At 74.3% G+C, this 26,730-nt stretch carries 27 protein-coding genes; 11 read left to right on the forward strand and 16 right to left on the reverse strand.

Features of this window, described 5'->3' with window-relative positions:
- Window positions 1-47: 47 nt before the first annotated feature.
- Together AB0H53_RS05990 and AB0H53_RS05995 are read right to left on the reverse strand one after the other, a co-directional pair.
- A complete protein-coding gene (locus AB0H53_RS05990) occupies window positions 48-2,543 on the reverse strand; it encodes a glycoside hydrolase family 3 C-terminal domain-containing protein (protein ID WP_362107854.1) in 2,496 nt (831 codons plus the stop codon).
- 164 nt (window positions 2,544-2,707) lie between these two features.
- Window positions 2,708-3,160 carry a DUF4442 domain-containing protein gene (locus tag AB0H53_RS05995; protein ID WP_362107857.1) on the reverse strand — a complete coding sequence of 151 codons (453 nt, stop codon included), beginning with the start codon at window positions 3,158-3,160 and terminating at the stop codon, window positions 2,708-2,710.
- Window positions 3,161-3,255: 95 nt separating this feature from the next.
- Here AB0H53_RS05995 and AB0H53_RS06000 point away from each other — a divergent pair, with 95 nt between their 5' ends.
- Together AB0H53_RS06000 and AB0H53_RS06005 are read left to right on the forward strand one after the other, a co-directional pair.
- Entirely contained in the window at window positions 3,256-4,365 is a 1,110-nt protein-coding gene (locus tag AB0H53_RS06000; RefSeq protein ID WP_362107860.1) for a hypothetical protein, read from the forward strand.
- 163 nt (window positions 4,366-4,528) lie between these two features.
- Window positions 4,529-5,776, forward strand: a complete 1,248-nt coding sequence (locus tag AB0H53_RS06005) for an MFS transporter (RefSeq protein ID WP_362108004.1) — start codon at window positions 4,529-4,531, stop codon at window positions 5,774-5,776.
- Here AB0H53_RS06005 and AB0H53_RS06010 read toward each other — a convergent pair.
- The 3 genes from AB0H53_RS06010 to AB0H53_RS06020 all read right to left on the reverse strand — a co-directional run bounded on the left by AB0H53_RS06010 (window position 5,738) and on the right by AB0H53_RS06020 (window position 8,224).
- Window positions 5,738-6,583, reverse strand: coding sequence for a fused MFS/spermidine synthase (locus AB0H53_RS06010; protein WP_362107863.1), 846 nt, complete (start codon window positions 6,581-6,583; stop codon window positions 5,738-5,740). The two genes, AB0H53_RS06005 and AB0H53_RS06010, sit on opposite strands and share 39 nt — an antisense overlap.
- Window positions 6,584-6,793: 210 nt before the next feature.
- Entirely contained in the window at window positions 6,794-7,963 is a 1,170-nt protein-coding gene (gene tuf / locus AB0H53_RS06015) for an elongation factor Tu (protein WP_362107866.1), read from the reverse strand.
- Between the two features lie 96 nt (window positions 7,964-8,059).
- Window positions 8,060-8,224, reverse strand: a complete 165-nt coding sequence (locus tag AB0H53_RS06020; protein ID WP_362107869.1) for a hypothetical protein — start codon at window positions 8,222-8,224, stop codon at window positions 8,060-8,062.
- A gap of 115 nt (window positions 8,225-8,339) precedes the next feature.
- On the opposite strand from AB0H53_RS06020, the gene AB0H53_RS06025 reads away from it, so the two are divergent.
- The 4 genes from AB0H53_RS06025 to lnt all read left to right on the forward strand — a co-directional run bounded on the left by AB0H53_RS06025 (window position 8,340) and on the right by lnt (window position 12,406).
- The gene (locus AB0H53_RS06025; protein WP_362107872.1) at window positions 8,340-9,044 is read left to right on the forward strand and encodes a TVP38/TMEM64 family protein; all 705 of its coding nucleotides are present in this window, start codon (window positions 8,340-8,342) and stop codon (window positions 9,042-9,044) included.
- Between the two features lie 135 nt (window positions 9,045-9,179).
- The gene (locus tag AB0H53_RS06030) at window positions 9,180-10,055 is read left to right on the forward strand and encodes an undecaprenyl-diphosphate phosphatase (RefSeq protein ID WP_362107875.1); all 876 of its coding nucleotides are present in this window, start codon (window positions 9,180-9,182) and stop codon (window positions 10,053-10,055) included.
- Window positions 10,056-10,153: 98 nt separating this feature from the next.
- Window positions 10,154-10,369 carry a hypothetical protein gene (locus AB0H53_RS06035; RefSeq protein WP_362107877.1) on the forward strand — a complete coding sequence of 72 codons (216 nt, stop codon included), beginning with the start codon at window positions 10,154-10,156 and terminating at the stop codon, window positions 10,367-10,369.
- A 459-nt stretch (window positions 10,370-10,828) separates the two neighbouring features.
- On the forward strand, window positions 10,829-12,406 hold the full coding sequence (gene lnt, locus AB0H53_RS06040; RefSeq protein ID WP_362107880.1) for an apolipoprotein N-acyltransferase: 1,578 nt from the start codon (window positions 10,829-10,831) through the stop codon (window positions 12,404-12,406).
- Here the strand turns inward: lnt and AB0H53_RS06045 are convergent.
- Together AB0H53_RS06045 and AB0H53_RS06050 are read right to left on the reverse strand one after the other, a co-directional pair.
- Entirely contained in the window at window positions 12,330-13,235 is a 906-nt protein-coding gene (locus tag AB0H53_RS06045) for a Gfo/Idh/MocA family oxidoreductase (RefSeq protein WP_362107883.1), read from the reverse strand. The genes lnt and AB0H53_RS06045 overlap by 77 nt on opposite strands.
- Window positions 13,232-14,473, reverse strand: coding sequence for an FAD-dependent monooxygenase (locus AB0H53_RS06050; RefSeq protein WP_362107886.1), 1,242 nt, complete (start codon window positions 14,471-14,473; stop codon window positions 13,232-13,234). Before AB0H53_RS06050 ends, AB0H53_RS06045 begins: the two co-directional genes overlap by 4 nt.
- Window positions 14,474-14,559: 86 nt before the next feature.
- Between AB0H53_RS06050 and AB0H53_RS06055 the strand changes: the two genes are divergently transcribed.
- From AB0H53_RS06055 to AB0H53_RS06065, 3 genes are all read left to right on the forward strand, one after another.
- Entirely contained in the window at window positions 14,560-15,159 is a 600-nt protein-coding gene (locus AB0H53_RS06055) for a TetR family transcriptional regulator (protein ID WP_362107889.1), read from the forward strand.
- Between the two features lie 40 nt (window positions 15,160-15,199).
- Complete coding sequence (locus AB0H53_RS06060; protein ID WP_362107892.1) at window positions 15,200-15,721, forward strand: DinB family protein; 522 nt, start codon at window positions 15,200-15,202, stop codon at window positions 15,719-15,721.
- 88 nt (window positions 15,722-15,809) lie between these two features.
- Window positions 15,810-16,280: a hypothetical protein gene (locus tag AB0H53_RS06065; protein ID WP_362107894.1), complete on the forward strand. Its 471-nt coding sequence runs from the start codon at window positions 15,810-15,812 to the stop codon at window positions 16,278-16,280.
- A gap of 79 nt (window positions 16,281-16,359) precedes the next feature.
- Here the strand turns inward: AB0H53_RS06065 and AB0H53_RS06070 are convergent, their stop codons facing one another.
- From AB0H53_RS06070 to AB0H53_RS06100, 7 genes are all read right to left on the reverse strand, one after another.
- Window positions 16,360-16,797 (reverse strand): hypothetical protein, encoded by a 438-nt coding sequence (locus tag AB0H53_RS06070; RefSeq protein ID WP_362108007.1) that lies wholly within the window; start codon window positions 16,795-16,797, stop codon window positions 16,360-16,362.
- A gap of 138 nt (window positions 16,798-16,935) precedes the next feature.
- Window positions 16,936-17,631, reverse strand: coding sequence for a uracil-DNA glycosylase (gene ung, locus AB0H53_RS06075; protein ID WP_362107897.1), 696 nt, complete (start codon window positions 17,629-17,631; stop codon window positions 16,936-16,938).
- Window positions 17,632-17,699: 68 nt separating this feature from the next.
- Window positions 17,700-19,277: an ABC transporter substrate-binding protein gene (locus AB0H53_RS06080; RefSeq protein ID WP_362107900.1), complete on the reverse strand. Its 1,578-nt coding sequence runs from the start codon at window positions 19,275-19,277 to the stop codon at window positions 17,700-17,702.
- Window positions 19,278-19,394: 117 nt separating this feature from the next.
- Entirely contained in the window at window positions 19,395-20,162 is a 768-nt protein-coding gene (locus tag AB0H53_RS06085) for an SDR family oxidoreductase (RefSeq protein ID WP_362107903.1), read from the reverse strand.
- Window positions 20,163-20,179: 17 nt separating this feature from the next.
- Complete coding sequence (gene fabG / locus AB0H53_RS06090; RefSeq protein ID WP_362107905.1) at window positions 20,180-20,941, reverse strand: 3-oxoacyl-ACP reductase FabG; 762 nt, start codon at window positions 20,939-20,941, stop codon at window positions 20,180-20,182.
- A gap of 173 nt (window positions 20,942-21,114) precedes the next feature.
- Window positions 21,115-21,498, reverse strand: a complete 384-nt coding sequence (locus AB0H53_RS06095) for a DUF3037 domain-containing protein (protein ID WP_362107908.1) — start codon at window positions 21,496-21,498, stop codon at window positions 21,115-21,117.
- Window positions 21,495-22,385: a HipA family kinase gene (locus AB0H53_RS06100; protein ID WP_362107911.1), complete on the reverse strand. Its 891-nt coding sequence runs from the start codon at window positions 22,383-22,385 to the stop codon at window positions 21,495-21,497. The genes AB0H53_RS06095 and AB0H53_RS06100 overlap by 4 nt, the downstream gene beginning before the upstream one ends.
- A gap of 119 nt (window positions 22,386-22,504) precedes the next feature.
- On the opposite strand from AB0H53_RS06100, the gene AB0H53_RS06105 reads away from it, so the two are divergent.
- On the forward strand, window positions 22,505-22,981 hold the full coding sequence (locus AB0H53_RS06105; RefSeq protein ID WP_362107914.1) for a Rieske (2Fe-2S) protein: 477 nt from the start codon (window positions 22,505-22,507) through the stop codon (window positions 22,979-22,981).
- A 240-nt stretch (window positions 22,982-23,221) separates the two neighbouring features.
- On the opposite strand, the gene AB0H53_RS06110 is transcribed toward AB0H53_RS06105, so the two are convergent.
- The gene (locus AB0H53_RS06110; protein WP_362107916.1) at window positions 23,222-24,127 is read right to left on the reverse strand and encodes a LysR substrate-binding domain-containing protein; all 906 of its coding nucleotides are present in this window, start codon (window positions 24,125-24,127) and stop codon (window positions 23,222-23,224) included.
- A 74-nt stretch (window positions 24,128-24,201) separates the two neighbouring features.
- On the opposite strand from AB0H53_RS06110, the gene AB0H53_RS06115 reads away from it, so the two are divergent.
- Window positions 24,202-25,317 (forward strand): DMT family transporter, encoded by a 1,116-nt coding sequence (locus AB0H53_RS06115; RefSeq protein ID WP_362107919.1) that lies wholly within the window; start codon window positions 24,202-24,204, stop codon window positions 25,315-25,317.
- A 58-nt stretch (window positions 25,318-25,375) separates the two neighbouring features.
- Here AB0H53_RS06115 and AB0H53_RS06120 read toward each other — a convergent pair whose 3' ends face one another.
- Entirely contained in the window at window positions 25,376-26,707 is a 1,332-nt protein-coding gene (locus tag AB0H53_RS06120) for an aminotransferase class I/II-fold pyridoxal phosphate-dependent enzyme (RefSeq protein ID WP_362107922.1), read from the reverse strand.
- Window positions 26,708-26,730 lie beyond the last annotated feature (23 nt).

Below are 26,730 nucleotides of genomic sequence, written 5' to 3' on the forward strand. Positions count from 1 at the left end.
TGCTGCCCGGCGTGCGCGGTGGCGCGCACGCCGGGCAGCCTACCGGGTCACCCCGGGAGGACCGTCGCGCGTGCGGTGAGCCCCAGGTCGCGGGAGGAGGTCCCCAGCCACACCGAGCGGCTGCCCGTGCCGAGGACCCAGCCGGGCCGGGCCGGGTCCCAGCAGGACAGCGTGCGGGCGGCGATCGGCACGGTCAGGTGCCGGACCTCGCCGGGCCGCAGTTCGACGCGGCGGTAACCGGCCAGTACCCGGGGTGGCTGGTCCAGCGTGAGGTCGGGCGAGGGGCCCGCGTAGAGCTGGGCGACGGTGACCCCGGTGCGCCGCCCGGTGTTGCGGACGGTGAGGCGCGCGGTGAGACCGCCGCCGGGAGCGGGGGTCACCGCCAGGCCGGCGTACGCGAACGTCGTGTACGACAGCCCGTGCCCGAACGGGAACAGTGGCTCCACGCCGTGCGCGTCGTACCAGCGGTGACCGGTACGCACTCCCTCGGAGTACTCCTCGATCCCGTCGGTGCCCGGGTAGCGGCGCGGGTCCCCGGCCATGGGGTGGCGGGTCTCGGAGACCGGGAAGGTCTGGGTGAGCCGGCCGCCGGGATCCGTGTCGCCGAAGAGCACGGCGGCGGTGGCGGCGGCGCCCTCCTGGCCCGGGTAGTACATCTGCAGGACCGCGCCGGTCCGCTCCAGCCACGGCATGGTGACGGCGGACGAGGTGTTGAGGACGACGGTGGTACGGGGGTTGGCGGCGGTCACCGCCTCGATCAGCGCCTCCTGGTGGCCGGGCAGCGCGAGCGTGGCGCGGTCGCGTCCCTCGGCGGCGTCCTCGTACGCGAAGAGCACGACGCTGTGCGCGGCACGGGCGGCGCGTACCGCCTCGGCGACGTCCAGCGCACGGGTGGCGCCGGTGGTGCGGCGCAGCCGGAAGCGCTGTCCGCCCGTGCCGCCCTTCGCGGTGACCCGCAGGGTGTGCCGGCCGGCCGCGAGCGGGAGGGTCCGGCGGCGGACCTTCAGGCCGTCGGGCGCCCTGGACAGCAGGCCGAAGCCGGCGAAGAGCTCGCTCTCGACGTCCCGCACCGGGAACAGTTCGGTGCCGTCCACGACGACCTGGGGCCGTTCGCCGCTGTAGTGGACGACGAAGGTCCACTCGTCGGGCTCACCGGTGGTCAGCGTTCCCTCGTAGCGCCAGGTCTCCCCGGCGCCGACGGCCCGCTCCTCGAAGGACGCCGCCGGCGCGGTGGCGGGCAGCGGGGAGCCGTACAACCTCTCGCCGGCCGCGTAGGTGACCCGGGCGTCCTTCCCCGCGCGGGCGGTGAGGGCGGCGAGCGGGCTGTCGGCCCGGTCGGGCACGACATGGGCGCTCCCGCCGCCGCTGGCCAGCGGGTGGGCGCCGGTCGGGCCGATGACGGCGAGGGAGCGGGCGGCGGCCCCGGTCAGCGGCAGGGTGGCGTGTTCGTTGCGCAGCAGGGTCGCCCCTGCCGTGGCGACCCGATACGCGACCCGGGCACCGTCCCGCGCGTCGCGGACGGGCCGGGCGGGGGCGGCGGGACCGAGCAGGCCGAAGCGGTCCAGCACGGTGAGGATCCGGCGTACGGAGCGGTCGACGTCCGCCTCGGGCACGGCCCCCGCGCGCACGGCGTCCCGCAGGGGGGTGCCGTACCAGCGGCCGGAGGGCATCTCCATGTCCAGGCCCGCGGTGAGGGACGGGACGGTGCTGTGGGTCGCGTCCCAGTCGCTCATCACCCAGCCGTCGAAGCCCCACAGGTCGCGCAGGACGCCGGTGAGCAGGGGGGCGTTCTGGCAGGCGTGGACGCCGTCCACCTTGTTGTAGGCGCCCATGACCGAGCCGGCCCCGGCGGCGACGGCGGCCTCGAAGCCGCGCAGTTCGGTCTCGTGCAGGGCCTGCTCCGCCACCCGTACGTCGACGGTGGTCCGGTCCTTCTCCTGGTTGTTGAGGGCGAAGTGCTTGACCGTGGCGATCAGGCCCTCGCCCTGGATGCCGCGGATCTCCTCAGCGACCAGGTCGGCGGAGAGCAGCGGGTCCTCGGCGAAGGTCTCGAAGTTCCGCCCCGCGTACGGGGTGCGGATGAGGTTGACCATGGGCGAGAGCAGCACGTCCTGGCCGAGGGCCCGGCCCTCGTGGCCGATGACCCTCCCGTACTCCCGGGCGAGCGCGGGGTCGAAGGCGCTCGCCAGCATCACGGGGGCGGGCAGTGCGGTGGCGCGGGCCCGGACGCGCACCCCGGCGGGCCCGTCGGCGAGCCGCACCGGCGGGATGCCGAGCCGGGGCACGCCGGGGAGGTAACCGGCCTGTCCGAGGCTGTGGGGGTCCTTGGCGCCGTGCAGCAGGCCGAGCTTCTCGTCGAGGGTCAGCCGGGCGACCAGCTCGTCCACGTGCCGCCCGGCGCGGGCGGGCCGGGGTGCGGCGGCCCGGACCCGGGCGGCCGCGGTCGAGGTGAGCGCGCCGACCGCGCCGGCGGCGGCCGCGGCGGCCGTGACCGCGCCGCCCAGCAGGCGGAGGGCTCGTCTCCGGGAGACGTTCTGAGGCATGTGCGGCGGCTCCTTCACGCGGACCGGCGGAATGCCGGGTATGGACGTATGGGCGCACTATGCGCGATGAGCCGCGTGACACGCCGTCAAGGCCCGGGAACGGCGCCGCCCCCACACCCGAAGAGCGGGTGCGGGGGCGTCGGGCCGGGTGCGGGCCGCCGGTGTCAGGCGTGGGGGCGCAGCGTCCAGACGATGGTCATCCCACCTGTGACGGCACCGTCCTCGCGGGTGATCTCGACGTGCACCGGGAACTCGGGGCGCTGCCCGGCGTCCAGTTCGGCGACGACCTCCGCCTTGGTGCGGCCCAGCGTCGCGGTGGCGGTGACGACTCCCATGGCCAGCTTGCGGTAGCCGATCTCGGCCTTGACGGCGAGGGGCACGGCGCGGCCCATCTGGTCGCCGAAGGCGCCGATGACGATGGCGCCGCTGGCGGACTCGCCCAGCGTGAACATCGCTCCCGCGTGCGGGCCGCCGACGTGGTTGTGGAAGGCGCCCTGGTCGGGGAGGCGCAGCACCGCGCGGTCCGCGGTCGCCTCCACGACCTCCAGGTTCAGGGTCCTGGCCATGGGAACGGTGGCCAGCAGCATCTCGCCGATGTTCGGCAGTGTCTCGGACATGCCCCGAAGTTACCAGGCAGTAGCAAGCACCGGAACCCTCCCCGGCGGGGGCTGCCGTGGCACCCGCCGGCCCCGTCCCTCTATGGTTACTCGCCATGTGGCCAGGACAGCAGCCGCCCGGGGGCGAGCAGAACCCGCAGGACCAGAACCCGTACCAGCAGCCGGGTTACCAGCAGCCCAACCCGTACCAACAGCCCGGCCACCCGCCGCAGCAGCCGCCGTACGCCGCGCCTCAGCCGCAGCCGGGCCACCCGCCGCAGCCGCCGGGGCAGCCCGGGGGGTACGGCTCGCCCGGCCACCCGCAGCCGGGTTTCCCGCAGCCCAACCCGTACCAGCAGCCCACCGCGCCGCAGTACGGCGTGCCCGGGCCGCCGCCCGGCGCCCCGCTGCCGCCGGGGGGCGGCGGGAAGAACCGGACCACCCTGGTGGCGATCGTCGCGGCCACCGCCGTGGTCGTGACCGCGGGTGTCACCGGCTTCCTCGTCCTGAAGGACGACGAGGAAAGGACGACGGCCGGCGGCGACGGCAAGCCCTCGCAGAGCGCGTCGCGGCCCGACCCCTCCACGGCCGCGCCCACCGACAACCCGCGCGCCGGATCGGACCTGGCGACACCGACCGTCCCGGGCTGGAAGGTCGTCCACAACCCCAAGTACGGCACGCTGTTCGACGTGCCGGCCGAGTGGGAGGTGGCGAGCTCGGACTCGCTCATCTTCTTCGAGGACAAGAAGAAGGGGGACGGCACGCCCCTGGTCACGATGTCGGCGCCGGCGTTCCTCAAGAAGAAGTGGTGCACCACCGACAGCGACAAGGACGGCCGGGAGGAGACCTCGGGGCTGTCCACCGTCGGCACCAAGGGCGGCCAGGGAGCCAAGAGCACCGCCGAGGCCGCGTACAACGAGGCGGCGAACTGGGTGTGGGCGGGCTTCTCCCAGCAGGACAAGAACCTCGTCAAGATCAAGAAGTCGGTGCCCTACACCTCGGCGTCCGGGCTGTCCGGCCATGTCGCGACGGCGACCGCGCTGGGTACCAGGAAGACCGGCAAGTGCGACACGGACGGCAAGTCCATCGCCTTCACCTTCAAGAACAAGCGGGGCGACTTCGCCTCCTGGGTCATGGTGTCCAACGCGGGCGTCAAGGACGAGGTGCCGGAGGCGACCATCCAGAAGATCCTCAGAACCGTGCGGCTGGTCGGGACCGCCTCCTGAGCGCGGAACCGGTTTGGCGGCGGGCCGCGGTGGCGGCGATAGTCCCTGGGTGACATCTCCCGCCGCCGGGCCCGGCCCCCGCCCCCGACTCCGTAAGCGCCCGCGCCTCCTCGCCCGCTCCGGCCCCGGCCGCCGGCCCGAGTGGGCCGGGCGCAACTACACCCTGCTGACCGCCGCCGCGGTCGTCACCAACCTCGGCACGCACGGCGCGCTCGTCGCGGCGGCGTTCGCGGTTCTGGAGTCCGGTGGCGACGGCGGCGACGTGGGACTGGTCGCCGCGGCCCGCACCTTCCCCCTCGTGCTGTTCCTGCTCATCGGCGGCGCGATCGCCGACCGGCTGCCCCGGCACCGGGTCATGGTCGCCGCCAACATCCTCAACTGCGCGTCCCAGGCGGTCTTCGCCGTCCTGGTCCTCGCCGGTGACGCGCGGCTGTGGCAGATGATGGTGCTCACCGCGCTGTGCGGCACCGGGCAGGCATTCTTCAGCCCCGCCGCCGAGGGCATGCTGATGTCCAGCGTCAGCGGCGAACACGCCAGCCGGGCCTTCGCGCTGTTCCGGATGGCGGTGAACGGCGCCGGCATCGGTGGTGCCGCGCTCGGCGGCGCGATGATCGCGGCGGTGGGGCCCGGCTGGGTACTCGCCGTCGACGCGGCGGGGTTCGCGGCGGCGGGCGCCCTGCGCGCCTTCCTCGACGTCGGCCACATCGCGCCGCGCGAGCCCGGTGGCGGGCTGCTGGCCGATCTGCGGGACGGCTGGCAGGAGTTCAGCGGGCGGCCCTGGCTCTGGTCGATCGTGGCCCAGTTCTCCGTGGTGGCGGCGGTCGTCGGCGCCGCCGAGTCGGTCTACGGGCCGCTGGTCGCCCAGGAGGAGCTGGGCGGCGCGCGGCCCTGGGGCCTGGCGCTGGCCGCGTTCGGCGCCGGCACACTGGGCGGCGCGCTGCTGGCCATGCGCTGGAAGCCCCGGCGGATGCTGCTGGTGGGCACCCTGTGCGTCTTCCCGCTGGCGCTGCCGTCGGCGGCGCTGGCCGTGCCGCTGCCGGTGGCGGGCCTGGTGACGGCGATGTTCGTGAGCGGGGTGGCGCTGGAGGTCTTCGGGGTGGCCTGGATGACCGCGCTGCACCAGGAGATACCCGAGGACAAGCTGTCGCGGGTGTCGGCGTACGACTGGTTCGGCTCGACCGCGATGCTGCCACTGTCCACGGCGCTGGCGGGCCCGGTGGAGAGCCTGGTCGGCCGCTCCCGCGCCCTGTGGGGCTGCGCGGCCCTGATCGTGGTGGTGACCGGGCTGGTGCTGCTCGTGCCCGACGTACGGAACCTGACCCGGCGTACGAGGACGGTCACCACCGGGGAGCCACCACCGGCGCCCGAGCCGTCAGCCGATGCCGAAAGCCCCGTGGGGCGGCTCGGGTGAGGGCACCGCGTCCGGGTCGCCGACCGCCGCCGCGTCCCCGGTGAACCGGGCCAGCGACGGGCCGTGCTCCACCCGCGCCGGGAAGGCGTCGGCCGCGGTACGGCGGGTCAGGCGGGCCGTGTCGAGCGGGGTGTGCGAGGCCACCAGCACCGCGTTGCCGAACCGCCGGCCGCGCAGCACGGCGGGCTCGGCGATCAGCGCCAGCTCCTCGAAGACGGTGGCGAACGTGGCCAGCTGGGAGCGGAGGAAGGTGAACGGCGCGCCGTCGGCCAGGTTGGCGGCGTAGAGCCCGCCGGGGCGCAGCACCCGTTCCGCCGCGCGCGCGTACTCCACGGACGTCAGGTGGGCGGGCACCCGGGAGCCGCCGAAGACATCGGCGACCAGCACGTCGGCCGACCGCGCCGGGGCCGCGTCCAGCCACCGCCGGGCGTCCGCGCCGTGCACGGTGATCCCGGAGCCGTCCGGCAGCGGCAGCCACTCGGCGACCAGTTCGATGAGCCCCCGGTCGGCCTCGACGACGTCCTGCCGTGACCCGGGGCGGGTCGTCGCCACGTACCGGGGCAGGGTGAGCGCCCCGCCGCCGAGGTGCAGCACGTCCAGCGGCTCGCCCTCACCGGCGGCGGTGTCGAGGACATGGGCGAGTCTGCGGGCGTACTCGAACTCCAGGTGGGCCGGGTCGTCCAGGTCGACGTACGACTGGGGCGCCCCGTCGATCGTCAGCAGCCAGGCCCGTTCCCGGTCCACATCGGGCATCAGCTTGGCGGTGCCCCGGTCGACGTCACGGAGTACGGGGAGCGACTCGTTCACCCGGTCATTGTGTCAAGGCTCCCGGCAGGCCCGTACCGCCCCCGACGGGCGGCCCGCCGCCACCGCCGCCCCCGGCAGGGCGGGAGCCGAGGAGTCCGGAAGGCCGGAACTCCGGGAGCACGGGAGGCCGGAAGCAGCGGAGTCCGGGACTCCGGGACTCCGGGAGCAGCCGCCTCCGCCGGGCCGGGGCCCGGCGGAGGCGGACGCGGGTCACCGCACCTCGGTGACCGTTCCCGCGCCGACGGTACGGCCGCCCTCGCGGATCGCGAAGCCGAGGCCCGCCTCCAGCGGGACGTCCCGGCCGAGTTCGACGGTCATGGTGACCGTCTCCCCGGGCCGCGCCACCGCCGCCCCGCCGAGGTCCACGTCTCCGACGACGTCCGCGGTGCGGATGTAGAACTGCGGCCGGTACCCGGTCGAGACCGGGGTGGCGCGGCCGCCCTCGCGCGCCGACAGCACGTACACCCGCGCGGTGAAGCGGCGGCTCGGCACGACGCTGCCGGGCGCCGCCACGACATGGCCGCGGCGGACCGCGTCACGCGCCACCCCGCGCAGCAGCAGGGCCACGTTGTCGCCCGCCTGGGCGGACTCCATCGGCTTGCCGAAGGTCTCGACCCCGGTCACCACCGTCTCGGTGTCCCCGCCCAGTACCGCCACCCGGTCGCCGACCCGTACGGTGCCGCGCTCCACGGCGCCGGTGACGACCGTGCCGCGGCCGGTGATGGTGAGCACGTTCTCGACGGGCATCAGGAACGGCGCGTCCACGTATCTCACCGGCATCGGCACATAGGTGTCCACGGCGTCCAGCAGCGCCTCGACGGCGGCCGTCCAGCGCGGGTCGCCCTCCAGCGCCCGCAGCCCCGACACCCGTACGACGGGGACGGAGTCGCCGCCGTAGCCGTGGGCGGTGAGCAGCTCGCGCACCTCGAGCTCCACCAGGTCGGTGAGCTCGTCGTCACCCGCGTCGGCCTTGTTCAGGGCGACGACGATGTGGTCGACGCCCACCTGGCGGGCGAGCAGGACGTGCTCGGCGGTCTGCGGCATGATCCCGTCGAGCGCGGACACGACGAGGATCGCCCCGTCGAGTTGGGCCGCGCCGGTGACCATGTTCTTGACGTAGTCGGCGTGGCCGGGCATGTCGACGTGCGCGTGGTGGCGGGTGTCGGTCTCGTACTCGACGTGCGCGATGTCGATGGTGATGCCGCGCCGGGCCTCCTCGGGCGCCCGGTCGATCCGGTCGAACGGCACGAACGTGCCGGTCCCGCGCTCACTGAGGACCTTGGTGATGGCGGCGGTCAGGGTGGTCTTGCCGTGGTCGACGTGGCCCATGGTGCCGATGTTGAGGTGCGGCTTGGTGCGCGCGTATGCCGTCTTGGACATGGCGGCGTGGTTCCTTCCCGGAACTCGAAGCGGTGCGGGACCCCTGGATCCGGCCGACCCTCCCCCTGCGGGGTCCGCCGGACTGTCCGGGAAGGGTCAGCTTCGGGCGCCGCCGATGGGCGCCGGGGCGAGGGCCTCGGTGGACACCGGGGCGAATCCGCCGGGAACGGCGAGGACGCCGGTGACGGCGAGGGCGTCGACGGCAGCCTTCGGCGCGTCCGCGACCGCGGACGGCGCTGCGAGGAAGGCGTACCGGAACATGCCGCTGATCATCGCTCGGCGGGGCCCGCGCGTCGAACGATTAACGGGCGGCCGTTACGGGACCGTGCGGCGGACCTTACGGCGATCACCGGGCCGCGTCGGTTAGTCTCCCCGGATGCTCGACCCCGTCACCCGGCCCCAGGCCGGTCTCGCCGTCCGTTGCTCCCGGGTCCTTCTGTCGCCCTGGTCGCGGCTGTCGCTGCTGGTCGCGGTCCTGGCGTCGGCGGCGGTGACGGTGGTGCTGTACGAACCGCAGCGACTGCTGTCGGCGGGGTGGGCCCCGCAGGTGGGGGGTGCCGGCGCGGTGGTGCTCTTCGCCCTGGCGTACGGCCTGTGCACGGCCGCCTTCGTCCCCCGGCCGGTGCTCAACCTCGCGGCGGGCGCCCTGTTCGGCTCACAGGCGGGGCTGGCCGCCGCGGTCGCGGGCACCGTGCTGGGCGCGGGCATCGCCTTCGCCCTGGGCCGGACGCTGGGGCAGCGGGCCCTGCGGCCGCTGGTGCGCGGGCGCTGGCTGGAGGCCGCGGACGGGCAGTTGAGCCGGCACGGGTTCCGGTCGATGCTGGCGATCCGGCTCTTCCCCGGGGTGCCCTTCGCCGCCGCCAACTACTGCGCCGCGGTCTCCCGGATGGGCTGCACGCCGTTCCTGCTGGCCACGGCGCTGGGTTCGGTGCCGAACACCGCCGCGTACGTCGTCGCGGGCAGCGAGGCCGCGTCACCGACGTCGCCGGCCTTCCTCCTCGCGATGGGCTTCATCGTGCTGTCGGGTCTGGGCGCGACGCTCGTCGCCTGGTGCAAGCGGCACCGGCTGCGCCGCCGGTGAGCGGCACGGGCCGGCGCCCCCCGTTCATCTGAGGGCGGTACGCTGCGCACCGCCGGCCGCCCATCAGCGGCCGTCGCCCTGACCGCGCACGTACTGTCATGACCGCACGAGTACCTTCGGGACGGCCAAAGCCCCATGAGTTGGTTCGAATCGTTCATCCTCGGACTCGTCCAGGGGCTGACGGAGTTCCTCCCCATCTCCTCCAGCGCGCACCTGCGGCTGACCGCGGCCTTCGCGGGCTGGCACGACCCGGGAGCGGCCTTCACGGCGATCACACAGATCGGTACCGAGACGGCCGTCCTCATCTACTTCCGCAAGGACATCGCACGGATCGTCTCGGCGTGGTCGCGGTCGCTGTTCGACAAGAGGATGCGCGGCGACCGCGACGCCCGGATGGGCTGGCTGGTCATCGTCGGGTCCATCCCGATCGGCGTGCTGGGCGTCACCTTCAAGGACCAGATCGAGGGGCCCTTCCGCGACCTGCGCCTGATCGCCACGACCCTGATCGTGATGGGTGTGGTGCTGGGTGTCGCCGACCGGCTGGCCGCGCGCGACGAGGTGGGCGGGCGGCACCGCGCCGTGCGGGAGCGCAAGACCCTGCGGGACCTGGGCGTGCGGGACGGCCTGATCTACGGCGCCTGCCAGGCGATGGCCCTGGTGCCGGGCGTCTCGCGGTCGGGCGCGACGATCAGCGGCGGCCTGCTCATGGGGTACACGCGTGAGGCGGCGGCCCGTTACTCGTTCCTGCTGGCCATCCCGGCCGTGCTGGCGTCGGGCGTCTTCGAGCTGAAGGACGCCGGTGAGGGCGGTCATGTGTCGTGGGGCCCGACGATCTTCGCGACGCTCGTCGCGTTCGCCGTGGGCTACGCCGTCATCGCCTGGTTCATGAAGTTCATCAGCACCAAGAGCTTCATGCCGTTCGTGATCTACCGGATACTGCTCGGCATCCTGCTGTTCGCCTTGGTCGGCATGGGCGTCCTGAGCCCGCACGCGGGCGAGTCGGCCGGCTGAGCCGGCGGGCGCACACGGCCGGGACGGCCCTCCGGTCCGGACGCGCGCGGCCCCGGCGTCCGGCTGCGATCATGTGCCGCCCGGCGCACTCTGAGGTCATGGCCCAGCAGGCACCCGTGGTCGTGCACCGCCCCGCCGCGGACGGCGGGCGGCGTGTCACGGTGCGCGGGCGCATCGTCGGGCTGGCCCACAACGACGCGGACCTGGTGGAGTTCCTGCGCCGTACCGGCCTGGAGGACGCCGACAGCGCGCTGGACGACCCGACGCTGGTCGAGTGGCGCGGCGGCCGGGCCCATCAGTGGGAGGCCGCCTGAGCGGGGCCTTCCCCCGGATGGCGCGGCCGGGCGGGGCCCGGGCGAGCACCGGCGGGGCCCCGGGGAGCACCTGGGACCGCCCCGGCCCACGGCCCACCCGCCCGCCGGTGCCGTCCCGAACCGCCCCGGGGGGGTGTTCCAGCGGAACGGCCGTGCCCCGGGACAGGGCCACGACACCCGCCGACGGCAGGTCGATCACCCGCCGGTGCCGGAGCCCGCGCCACTGGCCGGGGTGGAGCGGTACCGGCCGGGCCGGGGCGACCCGCCGCCCGGGGCCCGGGCGGGCTGACCGCACCTCTCCGGGCGGACCGGTGCGGCAGCACTACCGCACCGCGGGACGGTTCCGCCGCAGGGTCGGCGGGCAGCGCAGACGCGCGGTCCGCGCACTGTCCGCCGGCCGGGCCGCTCCCGCACACTGGAGGCGGGCACCCAGTGTGACCCGCAGGGCGAGGAGGCGGTATGCGGACCCCGGTCGGCTCGCGGGAGGCGGCGGTACGGCGGGCGTTGTGGTCCCCGTGGTGGCGGGGCGGGCTCGCGACGGCCGCGGGTGCCCTGCCGGCGCTCGCCTTTCCGGCGCCCTCCCTGTGGTGGCTGGCCTATGTCGCCCTGGTGCCCTGGATGCTGCTGATCCGTACGGCTCCCACGGGCCGCCGGGCCGCGCTGGACGGCTGGCTGGGCGGCACCGGGTTCATGCTGGCCGTGCACCACTGGCTGATGCCGAGCCTGCATGTGTTCATCCTGGTGCTGGCCGCGCTCCTGGGGCTCCTCTGGCCGGCCTGGGGATGGCTGGTGCGGCGGACGCTGGGCGGTGCGCCGTCCCGGGCCAGGGCCGCGGCGGCGCTGGTGGTGGTGCCGTCGGGCTGGCTGATGGTGGAACTGGTGCGGTCGTGGGAGGCGTTGGGCGGCCCCTGGGGTCTGCTCGGCGCCAGCCAGTGGCAGGTCCCCCCGGCGCTGCGCGCCGCGTCGCTGGGCGGTGTGTGGCTGGTGAGCCTGCTGGTGGTGGCGGTCAATACGGCGGTGACGGTTCTGGTGGCGGTGCCGGCGTCGCGTACGACGGCGGTGGCGGGCCTGACCGGGTGCGCGCTCATCATGGGATCGGCGTGGCTGTGGGCGCAGCCCCCACGGCCGTCGGGGGAGGTCAGGGTCGGGGTCGTCCAGCCGGGTGTGGTGGACGGCGCCGATCGGAGGTTCGGGCGCGGCGAGCAGCTCACCCGGCAACTGGCCGGCCGGGGAGTGGACCTGGTGGTGTGGGGCGAGAGCAGCGTGGGCGCGGATCTGGCGCGGCGTCCCGACCTCGCCGCACGGCTCGCCGCGCTCTCCCGGGAGGTCGGCGCCGAGATCCTGGTCAATGTGGACGCGCGCCGCTCGGACCTCCCCGGCATCCACAAGAGCAGCGTGCTGGTCGGCCCGGACGGTCCGACGGGCGACCGCTACGACAAGATGCGCCTGGTGCCGTTCGGCGAGTACGTCCCGGCCCGCTCGGTGCTCGGCTGGGCGACCTCGGTGGGCAGGGCGGCGGGCGAGGACCGCCGGCGCGGCACCCGTCCCGTGGTGATGACGGTCGGCGACCGGGGGCTGCGGCTGGGCCCGCTGGTGTGCTTCGAGTCGGCGTTCCCCGACATGAGCCGCCGCCTCGCCCGGGACGGCGCCGAGCTGCTGGTCGCGCAGTCGGCGACCTCGACGTTCCAGGAGAGCTGGGCGCCGGGGCAGCACGCGTCGCTGGCGGCGCTGCGGGCCGCCGAGGCCGGCCGCCCGATGGTGCACGCCACACTCACCGGGATCAGCGCCGGGTACGCCGCGGACGGCTCCCGGATCGGCTCCCCGCTCGGTACGGACCGCGGCGCGGCGGCGGTGTACGACGTCCCGCTGGCCACGGGCACGACCGGGTACACCCGGTTCGGTGACTGGCCGGTGTACGGGGCGGTCGCCGCGCTGTGCGCCGCCGGGGGCGCCTCCCGCCTCAGGCGAACCGCTCCAGACACTCGCGTACCACCCGCTCGCACAGTTCGTGCGTCAGCAGGGCGTCCCGGGCGCTGAGCACGCGGCCGGCGCGCACGGCGTCGAGGAAGGCGAGCACGGTCTGCTCGATGCCGCGCTGCCGGGCGACCGGCACCCAGTCGCCGCGCCGCCGCGCGCTCGGCTGGCCCTTGTGGTCCACGATGTCGGCGAGGTTGAGGACCTGGCGCTTGCTGTCCCGTCCGGAGACCTCGAGGATCTCCTCGGTGGAGCCGCTCAGCCGGTTCATCACGCCGATGGCGGTGAAGCCGTCGCCGGAGAGCTGGAGCACCACGTGGTGCATCAGACCGTCCCGGACGCGGGCGCGCACATCGGTGTGCTCGACCGGCCCGGGCAGCAGGAATCGCAGCGTGTCCACGACGTGGATGAAGTCGTCGAGCACGAGCGTGCGCGGGTCCTCGGGCAGACCCACCCGGTTCTTCTGCATCAGGATCAGGTCGCGCGGGTGGTCCAGGCACTGCGCGTAGCCGGGCGCGAAGCGGCGGTTGAACCCGACGGCGAGGGCGACCCCGCGCCGCTCGGCGAGCTCCACCAGGCGGCGGGAGTCGGCCAGTTCGTAGGCGAGGGGCTTGTCGACGTACGTGGGGACGCCCGCCTCCAGCAGCCGAGTGACGATCCCGGCGTGCGCGGCGGTCGGGGCGTGCACGAACGCCGCGTCGAGCCCGGCGGCCAGCAGCGAGTCCAGGTCGGTGTGGCACCGGGCGGCGGGGACGTGGTACGCCTCGGCGGTGCGGGCCAGCGTGGCGGGTGTGCGGGTGTGCAGGTGCAGTTCGGCCCCGGGCCGGGTGGCGAGTACGGGCAGGTAGGCCTTCTGCGCGATGTCGCCGAGCCCGATGCAGCCGATCTTCACGGGGAGTCTCCCTGTCGCAGTGCCTGACCGTCCCGGCGATCGTATGCCGGGGCGGCGGGGGCATACCGCGGGGGTCGCCAGTCGGCGATGCCGTCGAAGGTGCGCAGGGCCAGGCCCGGCGCCAACCCGGCCAGTGTCATCAGCGTGTCGCGCAGCGCGACGGCCGGGGGGCTGGTGAGGGTCAGCAGCCGGGCCACCCGGGCGGACTTGCGGACGACCGCGGTGGTGCGGGGCAGCCGGTCCGCCGAGTACGCGGCGAGCCCGGCACCCGGTTCGCCGGCGGGCGGCAGGTGGTGGGCCAGTACGACACCGTCCTCGACGGCCTGGTTGCCGCCCTGGGCGAGGTTGGGCGCCATGGGGTGGGCGGCGTCGCCGAGCAGGGCGGTCCTGCCCCGGTGGAAGGCGGGCAGCGGGACGGCGAGATGGCGCACGTCGTGCCGGAGGACCTGGTCGGGGGTGGTGGCGGAGATGATCCCGGGGACGGGGTCGTGCCAGTCGCCGAAGCGGCGCAGCAGTTCGGCCCGTTCACTGTCGGGGGCCCGGCCTCCGGCGGGGGCGACGGCCGCGGCGTACGCGTAGACCCGGCCGTCCTTGAGCGGGTGCGTGCCCCACAGGGCGCCGCGCCCCCAGGTCTCGTGCGGGTGGAAGGGCGTGGCCGGGGCGGGCACGACGACGCGCCAGGTGGTGAGGCCGGTGTACACGGGGCCGGGGTGGCCCGGGAAGAGGGCGCGGCGGACGGCCGAGTCGATGCCGTCGGCGCCGACGACGAGGTCGGCCTCGAGTTCGCCGTCGGGGGTGGTGACCACGGCGGGGCGGCCGTGGGCCGTGCCCGGCTCCGTGAGCACGGCCGGGGTCGCGGTGCGCAGGGCGCCGGCGGGCAGCCGGGCGGCGAGGGCGTCGATCAGGGTGGCGCGGTGGACCAGGACGAGCGGTCCGCCGAACCGTTCGGCGGCGGCGGTGCTGCTGGTGCGGGCGAGCCAGCGGCCGCCCGGGGTGCGCATCCCGCCGTCGCCCTGCCAGGCGGCCAGGGCGCGGATCTCGTCGCCCAGGCCGATGACGTCCAGGGCGCGCTGGGCGTTGGGGGCGAGGCCGATGCCCGCGCCGACCGGCCGGAGCGATTCGGCCCGTTCCAGGACGGTGACCTGCCAGCCCCGCTGGTGCAGGGCCACGGCGGCGGTCAGGCCGCCGATCCCGCCGCCGACGACGACGGCCCGGGGTGTGGTGGGGCGGCTGTCCATGGGTGCCTCCTGGGAGATGCGGCAACTACACCTGTAGTGACACGGCGAGCGTACTACAGTTGTAGTTACGGCGATAGGTTGGTGCCATGACCGCACGCGCCACCACCGCCTCCGCCTCCGCCCGGGCCGAACTGATCGCCGACACCGCGCTGGCCCTGCTGGCCGAACGCGGCATGCGCGGGTTGACCCACCGGGCCGTGGACGAGCGCGCCGGCCTGCCCCAGGGGTCCACGTCCAATCACGCCCGCACCCGGCAGGCCCTGCTGGAAGCGGCGGTACGGCGGCTGGCCGAGCGCGAGGCCCGAGTGGTGGCGACGGACGCCCTGCCGGCCGTCGAGGACGGGCTCGACGGGGTGCTGGACGCCCTCGCCGGGGCGCTCCACACCTATCTGACCCGCCACGGCGACCTGCTGGTCGCCCGCTACGAACTGGGCCTGGAGGCCACCCGGCGGCCCGAGTTGCGCGCCTTCTACGACAACACCGGCCGCCAGTTCCGGGAGCCGCTGACCGCCCTGCTGCGGGCGGCCGGCTCGGCCCACCCGGAACGCCACACCCTGTCGCTGGTGGCCTGGTGCGAAGGGCTGCTGTTCTCCTGCGCCGTGGGCGCGTTCCACACCTCCGTACCGAGCCGGGCGGAACTGCGGGCCGGCTTCGGCGAGCTGCTGCGCGGCATGCTCCCCCGATAACCGCTGGCGGCGGGCGGTCGCGCCGCGTGAGGATGCCACCATGACGACATCCGAGGACACCGCACGCACCGAACCCTCCGGCCTGGCCGCCGAACGCGAGATGCTGGAGGGCTGGTTGGAGTACCACCGCGCCACCCTGGCGCTCAAGTGCCGGGGCCTGGACGACGAACAACTGCGGCAGGCCGCCGTGCCGCCCTCCGATCTCTCGCTGCTGGGACTGGTCCGGCACATGGCCGAGGTCGAACGCGGCTGGTTCCGCCGGACCCTGGCCGGCGAGGAGGTCGCGCCCCTCTACTACACCGAGGAGGACCGCGACGGGGAGTTCCACCTCACCGCGGACGACACCTGGCAGGAGGCGTACGGGACCTGGCAGGCCGAGATCGAGCACGCCCGTCGGCTGGCGGCCGGCCACGCGCTCGACGACGCGGCCGCCCGCCCGTACCGCGCCGGCCGGTCCTGCAACCTGCGCTGGATCTACACCCACATGATCGAGGAGTACGCGCGCCACAACGGCCACGCCGATCTGCTCCGTGAGCGCATCGACGGCTCGACCGGGTACTGATCACCGGCCCGACACAACCATCACCCGTGCGGACCAATAACCGCGGGTAGCGAGCCCGGAACCGCCCGGTGCCCAGCACAGTGACGGGGTGCAACGAACGAGAACCACAGCGAAGATCCTGGCCGCCGTGGCGATGGCGGCCGTCTCCGGCTGCGTGTCGGTGGAGCCCCGCCCCGCCCCCGCTCCCGTGTCCCCGGGGGCGGGGCGCCCGGCGGGGCGGGCCGCCCCCCAGATCGTCCAGGGTCCGGCGCGGGAGGCCCTGGAGGCCGCGCTGCCCGTGCCCGCCGCACCGGCGGGACGCCGCCCGCCCGCTCCGCCCGCCGCCCGGCCGGAGGCGGCCCGCCCCCCGGCTCCCACGCCACGTCCGGAGCGGGCGCCCCGGGCCGTCGCGCCGGAGCGGGTACGGGAGCGGCCCCCGCGGGTCCGGCCGACCGCCCCGCCCTCCGCCGCCGTCCCCCCTGGCCGGGTGGCCGCCCCCGACCTGTGCGCGCTGGGCGAGCGCTACGGCGGCTGGCGCCCGGACAGCCCGGAGGCCCGCATCTGCCGCGGCACACGGTAGGACCGCCCGGGTCCGGCGTCCGGCGGACACCCGGGCCGGCCGGCGCCCCGGCGGCCCGGGTGTCCGTCCGCCACGGTGGTCAGCCCCCGCCCAGCCCCCGCTCCAGCCGGTCGATGGCCGCGCGGACGCCGTTGCCGTACCCGTCGTCGTCCAGGGCGCCACAGGCGGCCCTGGCCCGGTCGAGGTGCACGCGGGCGGCGTCCGGGCGGCGCAGCTTCGCGTAGTCGGCGGCGAGGTCGAGGTGGAGGGAGGGATACAGGGCGCGCAGCGCCACGGCCGCCCCGTGCCGGGCCGCCCCCTCCGCGCCGGCGCTCTCGGCGGCGCTCAGCGCCCGCAGGTCCCAGGCCAGCTCGTCGTCGGGGTCGTCCTGGGCGTCGGCCATGCAGTGCGCGAGGGTGCACCGGTGGAGCGGGTCGCCGTCCGCGCCCAGCCGGTCCCACAGCTCGCCGAAGCGGTTGCGCGCCTCCTCGCGGTCACCACCGTGGAGCAGCATCATCGTCTGCCCGATCCTGGTCATGACGGCGTCCTGCGACGCCTCCCGCTGCTGCTCCGTCACTGCGGCCTCCGCTCGTCGGTCCTGTTCCGACGCTAACGGTCCGGCGGTGATCCGGCCCGGGCTCGGGGCGGGCGGGCCCCGGGCCCCGGCCGTGGCGGCTCAGCCGCGCCCGGCGCCCAGGTTCGGGATGCGCCAGTCGATGGGCTCGTGCCCCTGCGCGGCGACCGCGGCGTCGATCTGGGTGAACGGGCGGGAGCCGAAGAACTTCTTCGCGGAGAGCGGGGAGGGGTGCGCGCCCTTGACCACCGTGTGCCGCGTCTCGTCGATCAGCGGGAGCTTCTTCTGCGCGTAATTGCCCCACAGGACGAAGACGGCCGGGTCGGGCCGGGCGGCCACGGCGCTGATCACCGCGTCCGTGAACTTCTCCCAGCCCCTGCCCTTGTGGGAGTTGGGCTCCCCGGCCCGCACGGTCAGCACGGCGTTGAGCAGCAGGACGCCCTGCTCGGCCCACGGCATCAGATAGCCGTTGTCCGGCACCGGGTGGCCGAGCTCCTCGTGCATCTCCTTGTAGATGTTGCGCAGCGACGGCGGGGTCCTGACGCCCGGCCGAACCGAGAAGCACAGGCCGTGCCCCTGCCCCTCCCCGTGGTAGGGGTCCTGGCCGAGGACCAGGACCTTCACCTGGTCGTACGGGGTGGCTTCGAGCGCGGCGAACACCTGGTCGCGCGGCGGGTAGACCGGCCCCTTGGCCCGCTCCTCCTCGACGAACTCGGTGAGCAGCTTGAAGTAGGGCTTCTCCAGCTCGCCGCCGAGGACGCCGCGCCAGGACTCGGGCAGCATGTCGGTGTCGGTCACGTCAACAACCTCCGGTAAGTGATCGCTTCTCGTGCCCAGAACCTACCGGGGGCCACTGACAACCGGTCCTACCAGCTGGTCTTGCGATGAAGCTCCCACATCTGCATGACCGTCTGCGGGTCGAGCGCGCGCTCGCCGCCGCCGATCTCCTCGCTGGCGGCCACGTAGAGCTTGCCCTGCCACAGCGGCAGCAGCCGTACGTCGTTCACCAGGATCTCCTGGGCCTGCTCGAACTGCTTGGTGACCGCGCCGCGGTCGCTCTCCCGGCGCGACTCCGGCAGCAGCTGCTCGGTGATCTCCGGCCGCTCGTACGGGGTGGACAGCACGTTCTGCTTGCCGACGAACGGCGCGATGAAGTTGTCCGGGTCGGGGAAGTCGGGGAACCAGCCGCGCCCGAAGACGGGGTAATCGCCCTTCTGGTAGCCGGCCTGGAACTCCTTCCAGGGCTTGCCCCGGAGCGTGACCCGGAACAGGCCCGAGCCGTCGAGCTGGCGCTTCAGCTCGGCGAACTCCGCGGCCGTGCCGGAACCGTAGCGGTCGGTGGTGTACCACAGGGTCAGCGGCACCGGACCGTCGACGCCGGCCTTGCGCAGGATCTTCGCCGCCTTGCCGGCGTCGGGCTCGCCGTAGCGGTCGAAGAAGCCGGTGGTGTGGCCCGCGATGCCCTTCGGCACCATGGAGTACAGCGGCTCGGCGGTGCCCTTGTAGACCTTGGCGACCAGGGCGTCGCGGTCGACGACCTGGGCGATCGCCTGCCGGACGGCGAGCTTGCTCACCGAGGGGTCCGCCGGGTTGAACACCAGGTAGCGGATGTCGGCGCCGGTGGAGTCGACGAGCCGCAGGCCCTTGTTCGTCTCCTTCTTCTCCCGCAGGTCGACGACCTCCTCGGCGGTCAGGCCGCGGTAGGTGGCGTCGATCTCCTTCTTCTTCAGCGCGCCGACCATCGCCGCGGACTCCTTGAAGTACCGGATGGTCACGCCCTCGTTCTTGCGGTCGGCGAACCCCTTGTACTTGGGGTTCTTCGTCAGCTCCGCCTTGGCGCCCTCTTCGTACGCGTCGAGGACGTAGGGGCCGGAGCCGGTGATGCGGCCGTCCTCCCGGAGCCGGTCGGCCGGGTACTTCGCGGGGTCGACGATCGACATCGCGGGGGTGGCGAGGATGAACGGGAACGTCGCGTCCGGCTTCTTCAGCCGGAAGGTGACGGTGGCGGGACCGCTGACGTCGATCCGGTCCAGGGAACCCAGCAGCCCGTTGGGGCCGCCCTTGACGTCGATGGTGCGGATCCGGTCGATGGAGTGCTTCACGGCCGGCGCGTCGAGTTTGCCGCCGTCGGAGAACTCCAGGCCCTCGCGGAGATCACACCGGAAGACCTTGCTGGTCGGATCAGTGAACTTGCACTCGGCGGCGTCCGGCTGCGGGATCATGCTCCCGGTGGGAAAACTCAGCAGCGTCTGGAAGACATTTCGGTACAGCTCCCATGAACCGTCCCAGGAGGCGGCGGGATCGAGTGTGGTGGGCGCGCTCATCGTGCCGACGGTGATCTTGTTGGCCCCATCGGCGTCGTCGTCCGAAAAGACACTGCATCCCGCCAGCAGGGATATGGACGCAAGGGCTGCAGCGGCCTGCAGACTGGTCCGGTTGAACACGTGCACGCTCCTCGTTCAGCCATGGGTCGGCCGACCATACCGCAGTGCCCCGCCAGGTCAATGCGGTGGTCCGGCGGGGCACTTGAGTAATCAGCGGTAAATCAGGAACAATCCGCCTCAGCCGACTCCGGCATTGAGGAAAATTCCCCCATCGACCACGAGTGTCTGGCCCGTGATCCAGTCCGACTGGTCGGAGGTGAGGAATGCTGCCGCACCCCCGATGTCCTCCGGAACACCGAGCCGGCCCAGCGGATAGGCGGCTGCCGCCTCCGCCTCCCGCCCCTCGTAGAGCGCCTGCGCGAATTTCGTCTTCACGACGGCCGGGGCGATCGCATTGACCCGGACGGACGGGGCGAATTCGTGGGCGAGCTGAAGGGTCAGATTGATCATCGCGGCCTTGCTCATGCCGTAGGCGCCGATGAACGGCGAGGGGGCGACGCCGGCGACCGAGGCGATGTTCACGATGGAGCCGCCGTGCTCCCGCTGCCACGCCTGCCAGGTCCGCTGGGCGAAGCCGAGCGCGGAGACCACATTGGTCTCGTAGACCTTGCGGGCGACCCCCAGGTCCAGCTCGGCCAGCGGGCCGAAGACCGGGTTGGTGCCGGCGTTGTTCACCAGGTGGTCGACCCGGCCGAAGGCCTCCATGGTCCGCCGCACGGCGAGCGCCTGGTGCTCCTCGTCGTGGGCCTTGCCGGCGACGCCGATCACACGGTCGGCGCCGAGCCGCTCGACGGCCTCCTCGAGCGCCTCCTCACCGCGGCCGGTGATGCACACCCGGTCGCCGCGGGCGACGAGGGCCTGCGCGATGCCGTAGCCGATGCCTCGGCTGGCGCCCGTGACGATGGCGACCCTGCCGGACGGCTCGGGAAGTTCGCTGGTGGTCATGTCCGTCACCTCTGGTCTCAGTTGAGCGGGCCGCCGGCCACGTACATGACCTGGCCGGAGATGAAGCCCGCTTCGTCACCCGTGAAGAAGGCGATGGCGTGCGCCACGTCCTCGGGGCGGCCGACGCGCTGGACGGGGATCTGGGAAGCGGCGGCGGCCTGGAACTCCTCGAAGCCCATGCCCACGCGCGCGGCGGTCTGCGCGGTCATCTCCGTGACGATGAAGCCCGGCGCCACGGCGTTGGCGGTGACGCCGAACTTGCCCAGCTCCTTGGCGAGGGTCTTGGTGAAGCCCTGGAGGCCCGCCTTGACGGCGGAGTAGTTGGCCTGGCCCCGGTTGCCGAGCGCCGAGGACGACGAGAGGCTGACGATCCGGCCGAAGCCCGCGTCCACCATGTGCTGCTGGCACGCCTTGGCCATCAGGAACGCGCCCTTGAGGTGCACGTTCATCACGGTGTCCCAGTCGGACTCGGACATCTTGAACAGCAGGTTGTCGCGGAGCACGCCCGCGTTGTTGACGAGGACGGTCGGCGGGCCGAGCTCGGTGGCGACACGCGCGACGGCGGCCTCCACCTGGGCGGCGTCGGAGACGTCACAACCGACGGCGACGGCCCTGCCGCCCGCCGCGGTGATCTTCTCGACGGTGCCCTCGCAGGCGGCCTCGTCGAGGTCGAGTACGGCGACGGCGCGGCCCTGGGCCGCCAGCCGGACCGCGGTGGCGGCGCCAATGCCCCGCGCCGCCCCGGTGACGACGGCGACGCGCTGCTCGGTGGTGGACATGCTGGTTCTCCTCGCCCTTGGATGCGGCCGCATCCGGTACGTCCGTCCCGACGACGTCCCCACCGATGAGCGACCGCTTAGTACCTTCAGCAGACGAGACGCTAGAAGCCCTGGCACCCGGTGTCAACGGCTCCCCGGGTGCCCCCGGTCACCGGGCGGCCACGACCGCCCGGTCAGCGCACCAGCAGATCCAGCAGCCGCTCGGTCTCGCCCCGCGGGTCGGCGGTCAGCCCGGTGTGCACCGGGCCCGGCTGGACCACCGTCGAGCGGGGGGCGATCAGCCAGCGGAAGCGCCGCCCGGCGTCCTCCCGCGCCGCCTGGCCCGCGTGCTCGCCGCCCCGGCACACGCCCTCCACGGCGCGCAGCGCCGCCCGCACGCCGGCCACGTCGGCGTACGGGTCGAGCGCCCTGAGCTTGGCCTCGTCCAGGTGCGTACGGGCGCACACGAAGGACTTGGCCCGGCAGTAGACCACCACACCCGCGTTGAAGCACTCGCCCCGCTCGACGCGCGGCACGACGCGCAGCAGCGCGTACTCGAAGACGTCCCGGTCGATCACTTCTGGCTGTCCTTCTCGGTGCGGTGCGGCTCGGTGGCGTGCGCACCCGTGGCGTACGGCTTCGTGGCGTGCGGCCAGGGGGCCAGGTGGTCGGTGAGCCAGCCGGGGGCCTGGGAGGGCGCCCGTTCGATGCGCGAGCCGAGGGTGATCCGCTCGTGGATGGTCGCGGCGCGGGACAGCAGGGGCCCGACATAGGCGCGACGCAGTTCGTCGGTCGTCCCGAAGCCCGGCTCGTCGGCCAGCCACTCGTCGGGGACCTCGGCCGTGACCTCGGTGAGCAGCTCCTCGGTGACCAGGGGGGCGAGCTCGGCGGCGGCCGCGGCGATGTCCGGACCGTAACCGGCCAGGACGTGGTCGGAGGCGTCGTACGGCTTGGCCGCGGACGCCTCGGCGCCCGGCCAGTTGTGGTGCCAGATCATGGTGGCGCCGTGGTCGATCAGCCAGGGGTCGCCGTGCCACACCAGCATGTTGGGATTGCGCCAGGAGCGGTCGACATTGTTGATCAGCGCGTCGAACCAGACGACCCGGCCCGCCTCCTCCGGGTCCATCACATAGGCGAGCGGGTCGAAGCCGATCGACCCGGGCAGGTAGTCCATGCCCAGGTTCAGCCCGCCGCTCGCCTTGAGCAGCTCCTGCACCTCCTGGTCGGGCTCGCCCAGTCCGATGACGGGGTCGAGCTGGATGGTGACCAGTTCGGGGACGCGCAGTCCGAGCCTGCGGGCCAACTGCCCGCAGACGACCTCGGCGACCAGGGTCTTGCGGCCCTGCCCCGCACCGGTGAACTTCATGACGTACGTGCCGAGATCGTCGGCCTCGACGATGCCCGGGAGCGAGCCGCCCTCACGCAAGGGCGTGACGTAGCGGGTCGCGGTGACTTCGGAGAGCATCCTCCCAGGTTACGTGCCGCGAGAAGACCGCCCGGTGGATGAACGGGGCACGCCCCGCCCCCGTACCCCCTCGTGACGTCGGACCGTGGCGTCGTGGCCATCAGGGAAGGGAAGCCGGAATGACCGGATCGCAGGGGCAGGGGACCAGCAGGGTGGTGGCGCGCCGTACCGTCGTCGCGGCGGCGGGCGGGGCGGGGCTGGCCGCCGTCCTCACGGCGTGCGGGGGATCGGACGGCGGCCCGGCCGGGTCCGCCGCCGGAACGCCGGCGGGCGGCGCGGCGAGCAGCGCCGGTACCGACGGAGGCGCGGGTGGCGGCCGGGTGCTCGCCAGGACCGCCGACATCCCCGAAGGTGGCGGCAAGGTCTTCGGCGACGTGGTGGTGACACAGCCGAAGGCGGGCGAGTTCAAGGCGTTCTCGGCCACGTGCACCCACGCGGGCTGCGCGGTGAGGGACATCGCCGACGGGATCATCAACTGCCCCTGCCACGGCAGCAAGTTCGACGCGTCCGACGGCAGCGTCAAGGCGGGTCCGGCCACCGCGCCGCTGGCCGCCGCGTCGATCACGGTCGACGGCGACTCGATCAAGCTCGCCTGACCGCCGGGAAGACCCGGGTGGCGGGGCACCTCGCCGGTGGTGGGGATCACGGGTCACCCGGGGGCGCATCGGTGGTGACCGTCGCGCAGGGGTGCTTTCCGCCGGGTCGCCGGCGCCGCCCGCCGCGCGGCGGGCGGCGGCCCGGGCGGCGCGCCCCGAGCGCGAGCTCCGGCGCGAACCCCCGCGCGCCGGCCCGATTCCGCCCGCGCGACCGATCCCGCGCCCCGGCCGGGGCGGCGGTCAGCGGGTCGCGGCTGCGGCGGCCTCGCGCAGTGCCGCCACCACCGCCCTGATCGACGGCCGCCGGTCGGCGTCCGTACGCCACACCGCGTAGATGTGCCGTCGCGCCCGCTGCCGTACGGGCACCAGGGCGACACCGTCGGGCACGGGCCCGCGCCCCAGCCGGGGCGTGACGCAGACGCCGAGCTCCGCCTGGACCAGCGCCAGCTGGGTGTGGTGCTCCCCCGCGAGGTGGGTGATCCGTGGCTCGGTGCCCTTGGCGCGCAGGGTGAACATCAGCCACTCGTAGCAGAACTCGCCTTCCGGCCAGGAGATCCAGTCGTCGTCGGCGAACTCCTCCAGGCCGACCTCGGCCCGCCCGGCCAGCGGATGGCCGGCCGGCATCGCCACGTCCACGGCGTCGTCCAGCAGGGCGGCCCTGGCCAGTCCGCCGGGCACCGGGAGCGGCTTGTTGTTCCAGTCGAGCACCACCGCCAGGTCCATGTCCCGGCGCACCACCTGGCGGACGGCGAGTTCGGGCTCCAGCTCGCCGGTGCGCACGCACAGTTCGGGGTGCTCCCGGCGCAGTGCCGAGACGGCCCGGGGGAACAGGCCCCGCGCCGCGGTCGGGAACCCGGCCAGCCGTACCTCCCCCACCACCTTTCCGCGCTGTGCCTCGATGTCCGCCCGCGCGAGCGCCACCTGGGACAGGATGCGCGCGGCGTGGTCGGCGAGCAGGTGCCCGGCGTCGGTGAGCCGCACCCCCCGGCCGTTCTTGGCCACCAGTTGCTGCCCCACCTCGCGCTCCAGCTTGGCGAGCTGCTGGGAGACGGCGGAGGTGGTGACATGCAGCCCGTCGGCCGCTCCGCTCACCGAGCCGTGCCGGGCGAGGGCGTCGAGGGTCCGCAGGCGCTCCAGGTTCAACATATAAGCGATGCTAAGCGATTACCGTGACAAAAACTCGCTTGTACTAAGACGTCGGAGCCATCATGGTGATCGCCATGAGCACCGCGATCCCTCCCCGGCCCCGGCCCACTCCCCCGCCCGCGTCATCCCCCGCCCCGCCGCCGCCGGCGTCCCCGTCCTGCCCGCCGGCTTCCCCGCCGGTTTCCTCGCCGGCTTCCCCTCCGGTTTCCTCGCCGGCTTCCCCTCCGGTTTCCTCGCGCGGTGCCGAGGATTCCGTGCCGGCGCCCCGGCGTCCCGCGCTGGACTGGCGCGTCCGCTTCGCGGCGCTCTCCCTCATCTGGGGCTTCAGCTTCCTGCTGATCAAGGTCGGGACGACCGCCTACGCGCCCTTCCAGGTCACCTTCGGGCGGCTGCTGTTCGGTACGGCGGTGCTCGCCGCCGCCATGGCGGTGAAGCGGACCGCGCTGCCGCGCGGCGCCCGCACCTGGGGTCATCTCGCGGTGGCCGCGTTCTTCCTCAACGCCCTGCCGTTCTCCCTCTTCGCGTACGCGGAGCTGACGATCCCCTCCACTCTCGCCGGCATCTGCAACGCCACCTCACCGTTGTGGGGCATGGCGCTGTCCCTGGTGGCGCTCTCCGAGGACCGGCCCACCCGCCGCCGGGTGGCGGGCCTGGGCCTGGGCTTCATCGGCGTGCTGACCGTGCTGGGGGCGTGGCAGGGCTTCTCCGGCCTGGACGTGACCGGTACCGCCATGGCGCTGCTGGCGTCGCTCAGCTACCCGGTCGGCTGGATATACGTACGCCGGACCCTCGCCGGCCGCACCGAGTCGCACCTCTCCCTGACCGGCTCGCAGCTCTTCCTGGCCATGCTGCAACTGGCCCTGGTGACGCCGCTGTTCACGTCCTGGCCGAGCGCCTTCCCGGTGGTCCCGCTGCTCGCCGTGGTGGCGCTGGGGGCCCTGGGCACCGGCCTGGCGGTGCTGCTCCAGTACGGGATCGTCGCCGAGGTCGGCCCCACCACGGGTCAGATGGTCACCTACTTCGTCCCGGTCATCGCCACGGCGGCCGGCGTCTCCCTGCTGGACGAGCCGCTCGCCTGGAACACCCCGGTGGGCGCCCTGATCGTGCTGGTGGGCGCCGCGCTCACCCAGGGCCGGCCACCCCGCCGGCGCTCCCCGTCCGGCCTCACGCCCGCCCCGGACCGGCCCTGACGCCGTGCCGGGGGCCCGGTGGGCGCGGGGGGGGGCGTGACCGCGCCCACGCCCGCCGTCAGCCGTGGGCGCGTGCCGCCACCGGGCCGCTCGCCGCCGCCACCGCGTCGGCGAGCGGCCCGATGTCGGCCATGGCCAGTCCCGAGACGGTCAACCGGACCCCCGGGCCCGTGGCGAGACGGAACCGGGCACCCGGCGCTACCGCCCAGCCGGCGTGCAGCAGCCGCGCCACCGCCCCGGTCTCCTCCCTCACCGGCACCCACACGTTCATGCCGCTGCGGCCGTGCGCCCCGACGCCCCGCTCCGCCAGCGCCCGGACCAGCGCGTCGCGCCGCCGGCCGTACGCCGCGGCGACCGCCGGCGTGTCCACCGCGCCGGTGCGCCACAGGTGCGCCACCGCCCGCTGCAACAGCCGGCTCACCCAGCCGGGACCGAGCCGCTGGCGCCCCAGCACCCGGTCCAGGGTCACCGCGTCCCCGGTGAGCGAGGCCACCCGCAGGTCCGGCCCGTACGCCTTGGCGGCCGAGCGCACCAGGGCCCAGTGGCCGGTGGCGCCGGCGAGCGGACGCAGCGGAACGTCCACGAAACCGTGCCCGTGGTCGTCCTCGATCAGCAGCACGTCCGGGTGCCGGGACAGCACGCGCCGCAGCTCGGCCGCCCGCTCGGCGCCGACCGCCGCGCCGGTCGGGTTCTGCGCCCGGCAGGTCACGACCAGCGCCCGGGCACCCCCGCCCAGCGCCCGCTCCACCGCCTCCGGCAGCGGCCCGTCGTCGTCCAGGGCGACCGGGACGACCGTGAGCCCCAGCGCCGGTACGAGATCCAGGACGCTGCCCCAGCCCGGGTCCTCGACGGCCACCGCGTCCCCGGGCCGCAGATGCGCGGCCAGGACCCGCTCGATGGCGTCGAGTGCCCCGGAGGTGACGGCGAGCGGCCCCTCCGGCACCCCGTCCGCGGTGAGGGCGGCGCGGGCGAGCCGGGCGAACTCCTCGTCCACCGGGGCCTGTCCGTACAGCGCCGGGTGGTCGGTGTTGTGCCGTGCGGCCGCCGTGAGCGCGGCCTCCAGCGGCGGCAGCAGCGCCGGGTCGGGGTTGCCCTCGCCCACGTCACGCACCCCGGGGGGCGCCTCGATCCGGATGGCGCCGCGGGCGGTGGTGGCCGGAAGGGGCCGCACCCGGCTCCCCCGCCGCCCGGCCGTCTCGATCACCCCGCGCTCCCGCAGCGTCCGGTAGGCGGCCGCCACCGTGTTGGGATTGACCCCCAGGTGTTCCGCCAACTCCCGCATGGGCGGCAGGACTTGGCCGGGCGCCAGCTCTCCGCTGCCGACCCCGCGCTCCACGCTCGCGGCGATCTCCGACGCGCGGCGCCCAACGATCCGATACTCTCCTAGCACAAACATGATTATGCACTAGTGCA

The sequence above is a fragment of the Streptomyces sp. NPDC050856 genome (assembly GCF_040653855.1).
In the GTDB taxonomy this organism is placed as follows: domain Bacteria; phylum Actinomycetota; class Actinomycetes; order Streptomycetales; family Streptomycetaceae; genus Streptomyces.

Bases quoted from the DNA above. Each gene is read 5' to 3' on its own strand.
- AB0H53_RS06070 (WP_362108007.1), bottom strand. From the start codon at position 16,797: ATGACCAGGATCGGGCAGACGATGATGCTGCTCCACGGTGGTGACCGC.
- tuf (WP_362107866.1), bottom strand. From the start codon at position 7,963: ATGTCCAAGACGGCATACGCGCGCACCAAGCCGCACCTCAACATCGGC.
- AB0H53_RS06025 (WP_362107872.1), top strand. From the start codon at position 8,340: ATGCTCGACCCCGTCACCCGGCCCCAGGCCGGTCTCGCCGTCCGTTGC.
- AB0H53_RS06100 (WP_362107911.1), bottom strand. From the start codon at position 22,385: ATGCTCTCCGAAGTCACCGCGACCCGCTACGTCACGCCCTTGCGTGAG.
- AB0H53_RS05995 (WP_362107857.1), bottom strand. From the start codon at position 3,160: ATGTCCGAGACACTGCCGAACATCGGCGAGATGCTGCTGGCCACCGTT.
- AB0H53_RS06055 (WP_362107889.1), top strand. From the start codon at position 14,560: ATGACCGCACGCGCCACCACCGCCTCCGCCTCCGCCCGGGCCGAACTG.
- AB0H53_RS06105 (WP_362107914.1), top strand. From the start codon at position 22,505: ATGACCGGATCGCAGGGGCAGGGGACCAGCAGGGTGGTGGCGCGCCGT.
- lnt (WP_362107880.1), top strand. From the start codon at position 10,829: ATGCGGACCCCGGTCGGCTCGCGGGAGGCGGCGGTACGGCGGGCGTTG.
- AB0H53_RS05990 (WP_362107854.1), bottom strand. From the start codon at position 2,543: ATGCCTCAGAACGTCTCCCGGAGACGAGCCCTCCGCCTGCTGGGCGGC.
- AB0H53_RS06000 (WP_362107860.1), top strand. From the start codon at position 3,256: ATGTGGCCAGGACAGCAGCCGCCCGGGGGCGAGCAGAACCCGCAGGAC.
- AB0H53_RS06115 (WP_362107919.1), top strand. From the start codon at position 24,202: ATGAGCACCGCGATCCCTCCCCGGCCCCGGCCCACTCCCCCGCCCGCG.
- AB0H53_RS06060 (WP_362107892.1), top strand. From the start codon at position 15,200: ATGACGACATCCGAGGACACCGCACGCACCGAACCCTCCGGCCTGGCC.
- AB0H53_RS06020 (WP_362107869.1), bottom strand. From the start codon at position 8,224: ATGTTCCGGTACGCCTTCCTCGCAGCGCCGTCCGCGGTCGCGGACGCG.
- fabG (WP_362107905.1), bottom strand. From the start codon at position 20,941: ATGTCCACCACCGAGCAGCGCGTCGCCGTCGTCACCGGGGCGGCGCGG.
- AB0H53_RS06110 (WP_362107916.1), bottom strand. From the start codon at position 24,127: ATGTTGAACCTGGAGCGCCTGCGGACCCTCGACGCCCTCGCCCGGCAC.
- AB0H53_RS06035 (WP_362107877.1), top strand. From the start codon at position 10,154: ATGGCCCAGCAGGCACCCGTGGTCGTGCACCGCCCCGCCGCGGACGGC.
- AB0H53_RS06030 (WP_362107875.1), top strand. From the start codon at position 9,180: ATGAGTTGGTTCGAATCGTTCATCCTCGGACTCGTCCAGGGGCTGACG.
- AB0H53_RS06050 (WP_362107886.1), bottom strand. From the start codon at position 14,473: ATGGACAGCCGCCCCACCACACCCCGGGCCGTCGTCGTCGGCGGCGGG.
- AB0H53_RS06085 (WP_362107903.1), bottom strand. From the start codon at position 20,162: ATGACCACCAGCGAACTTCCCGAGCCGTCCGGCAGGGTCGCCATCGTC.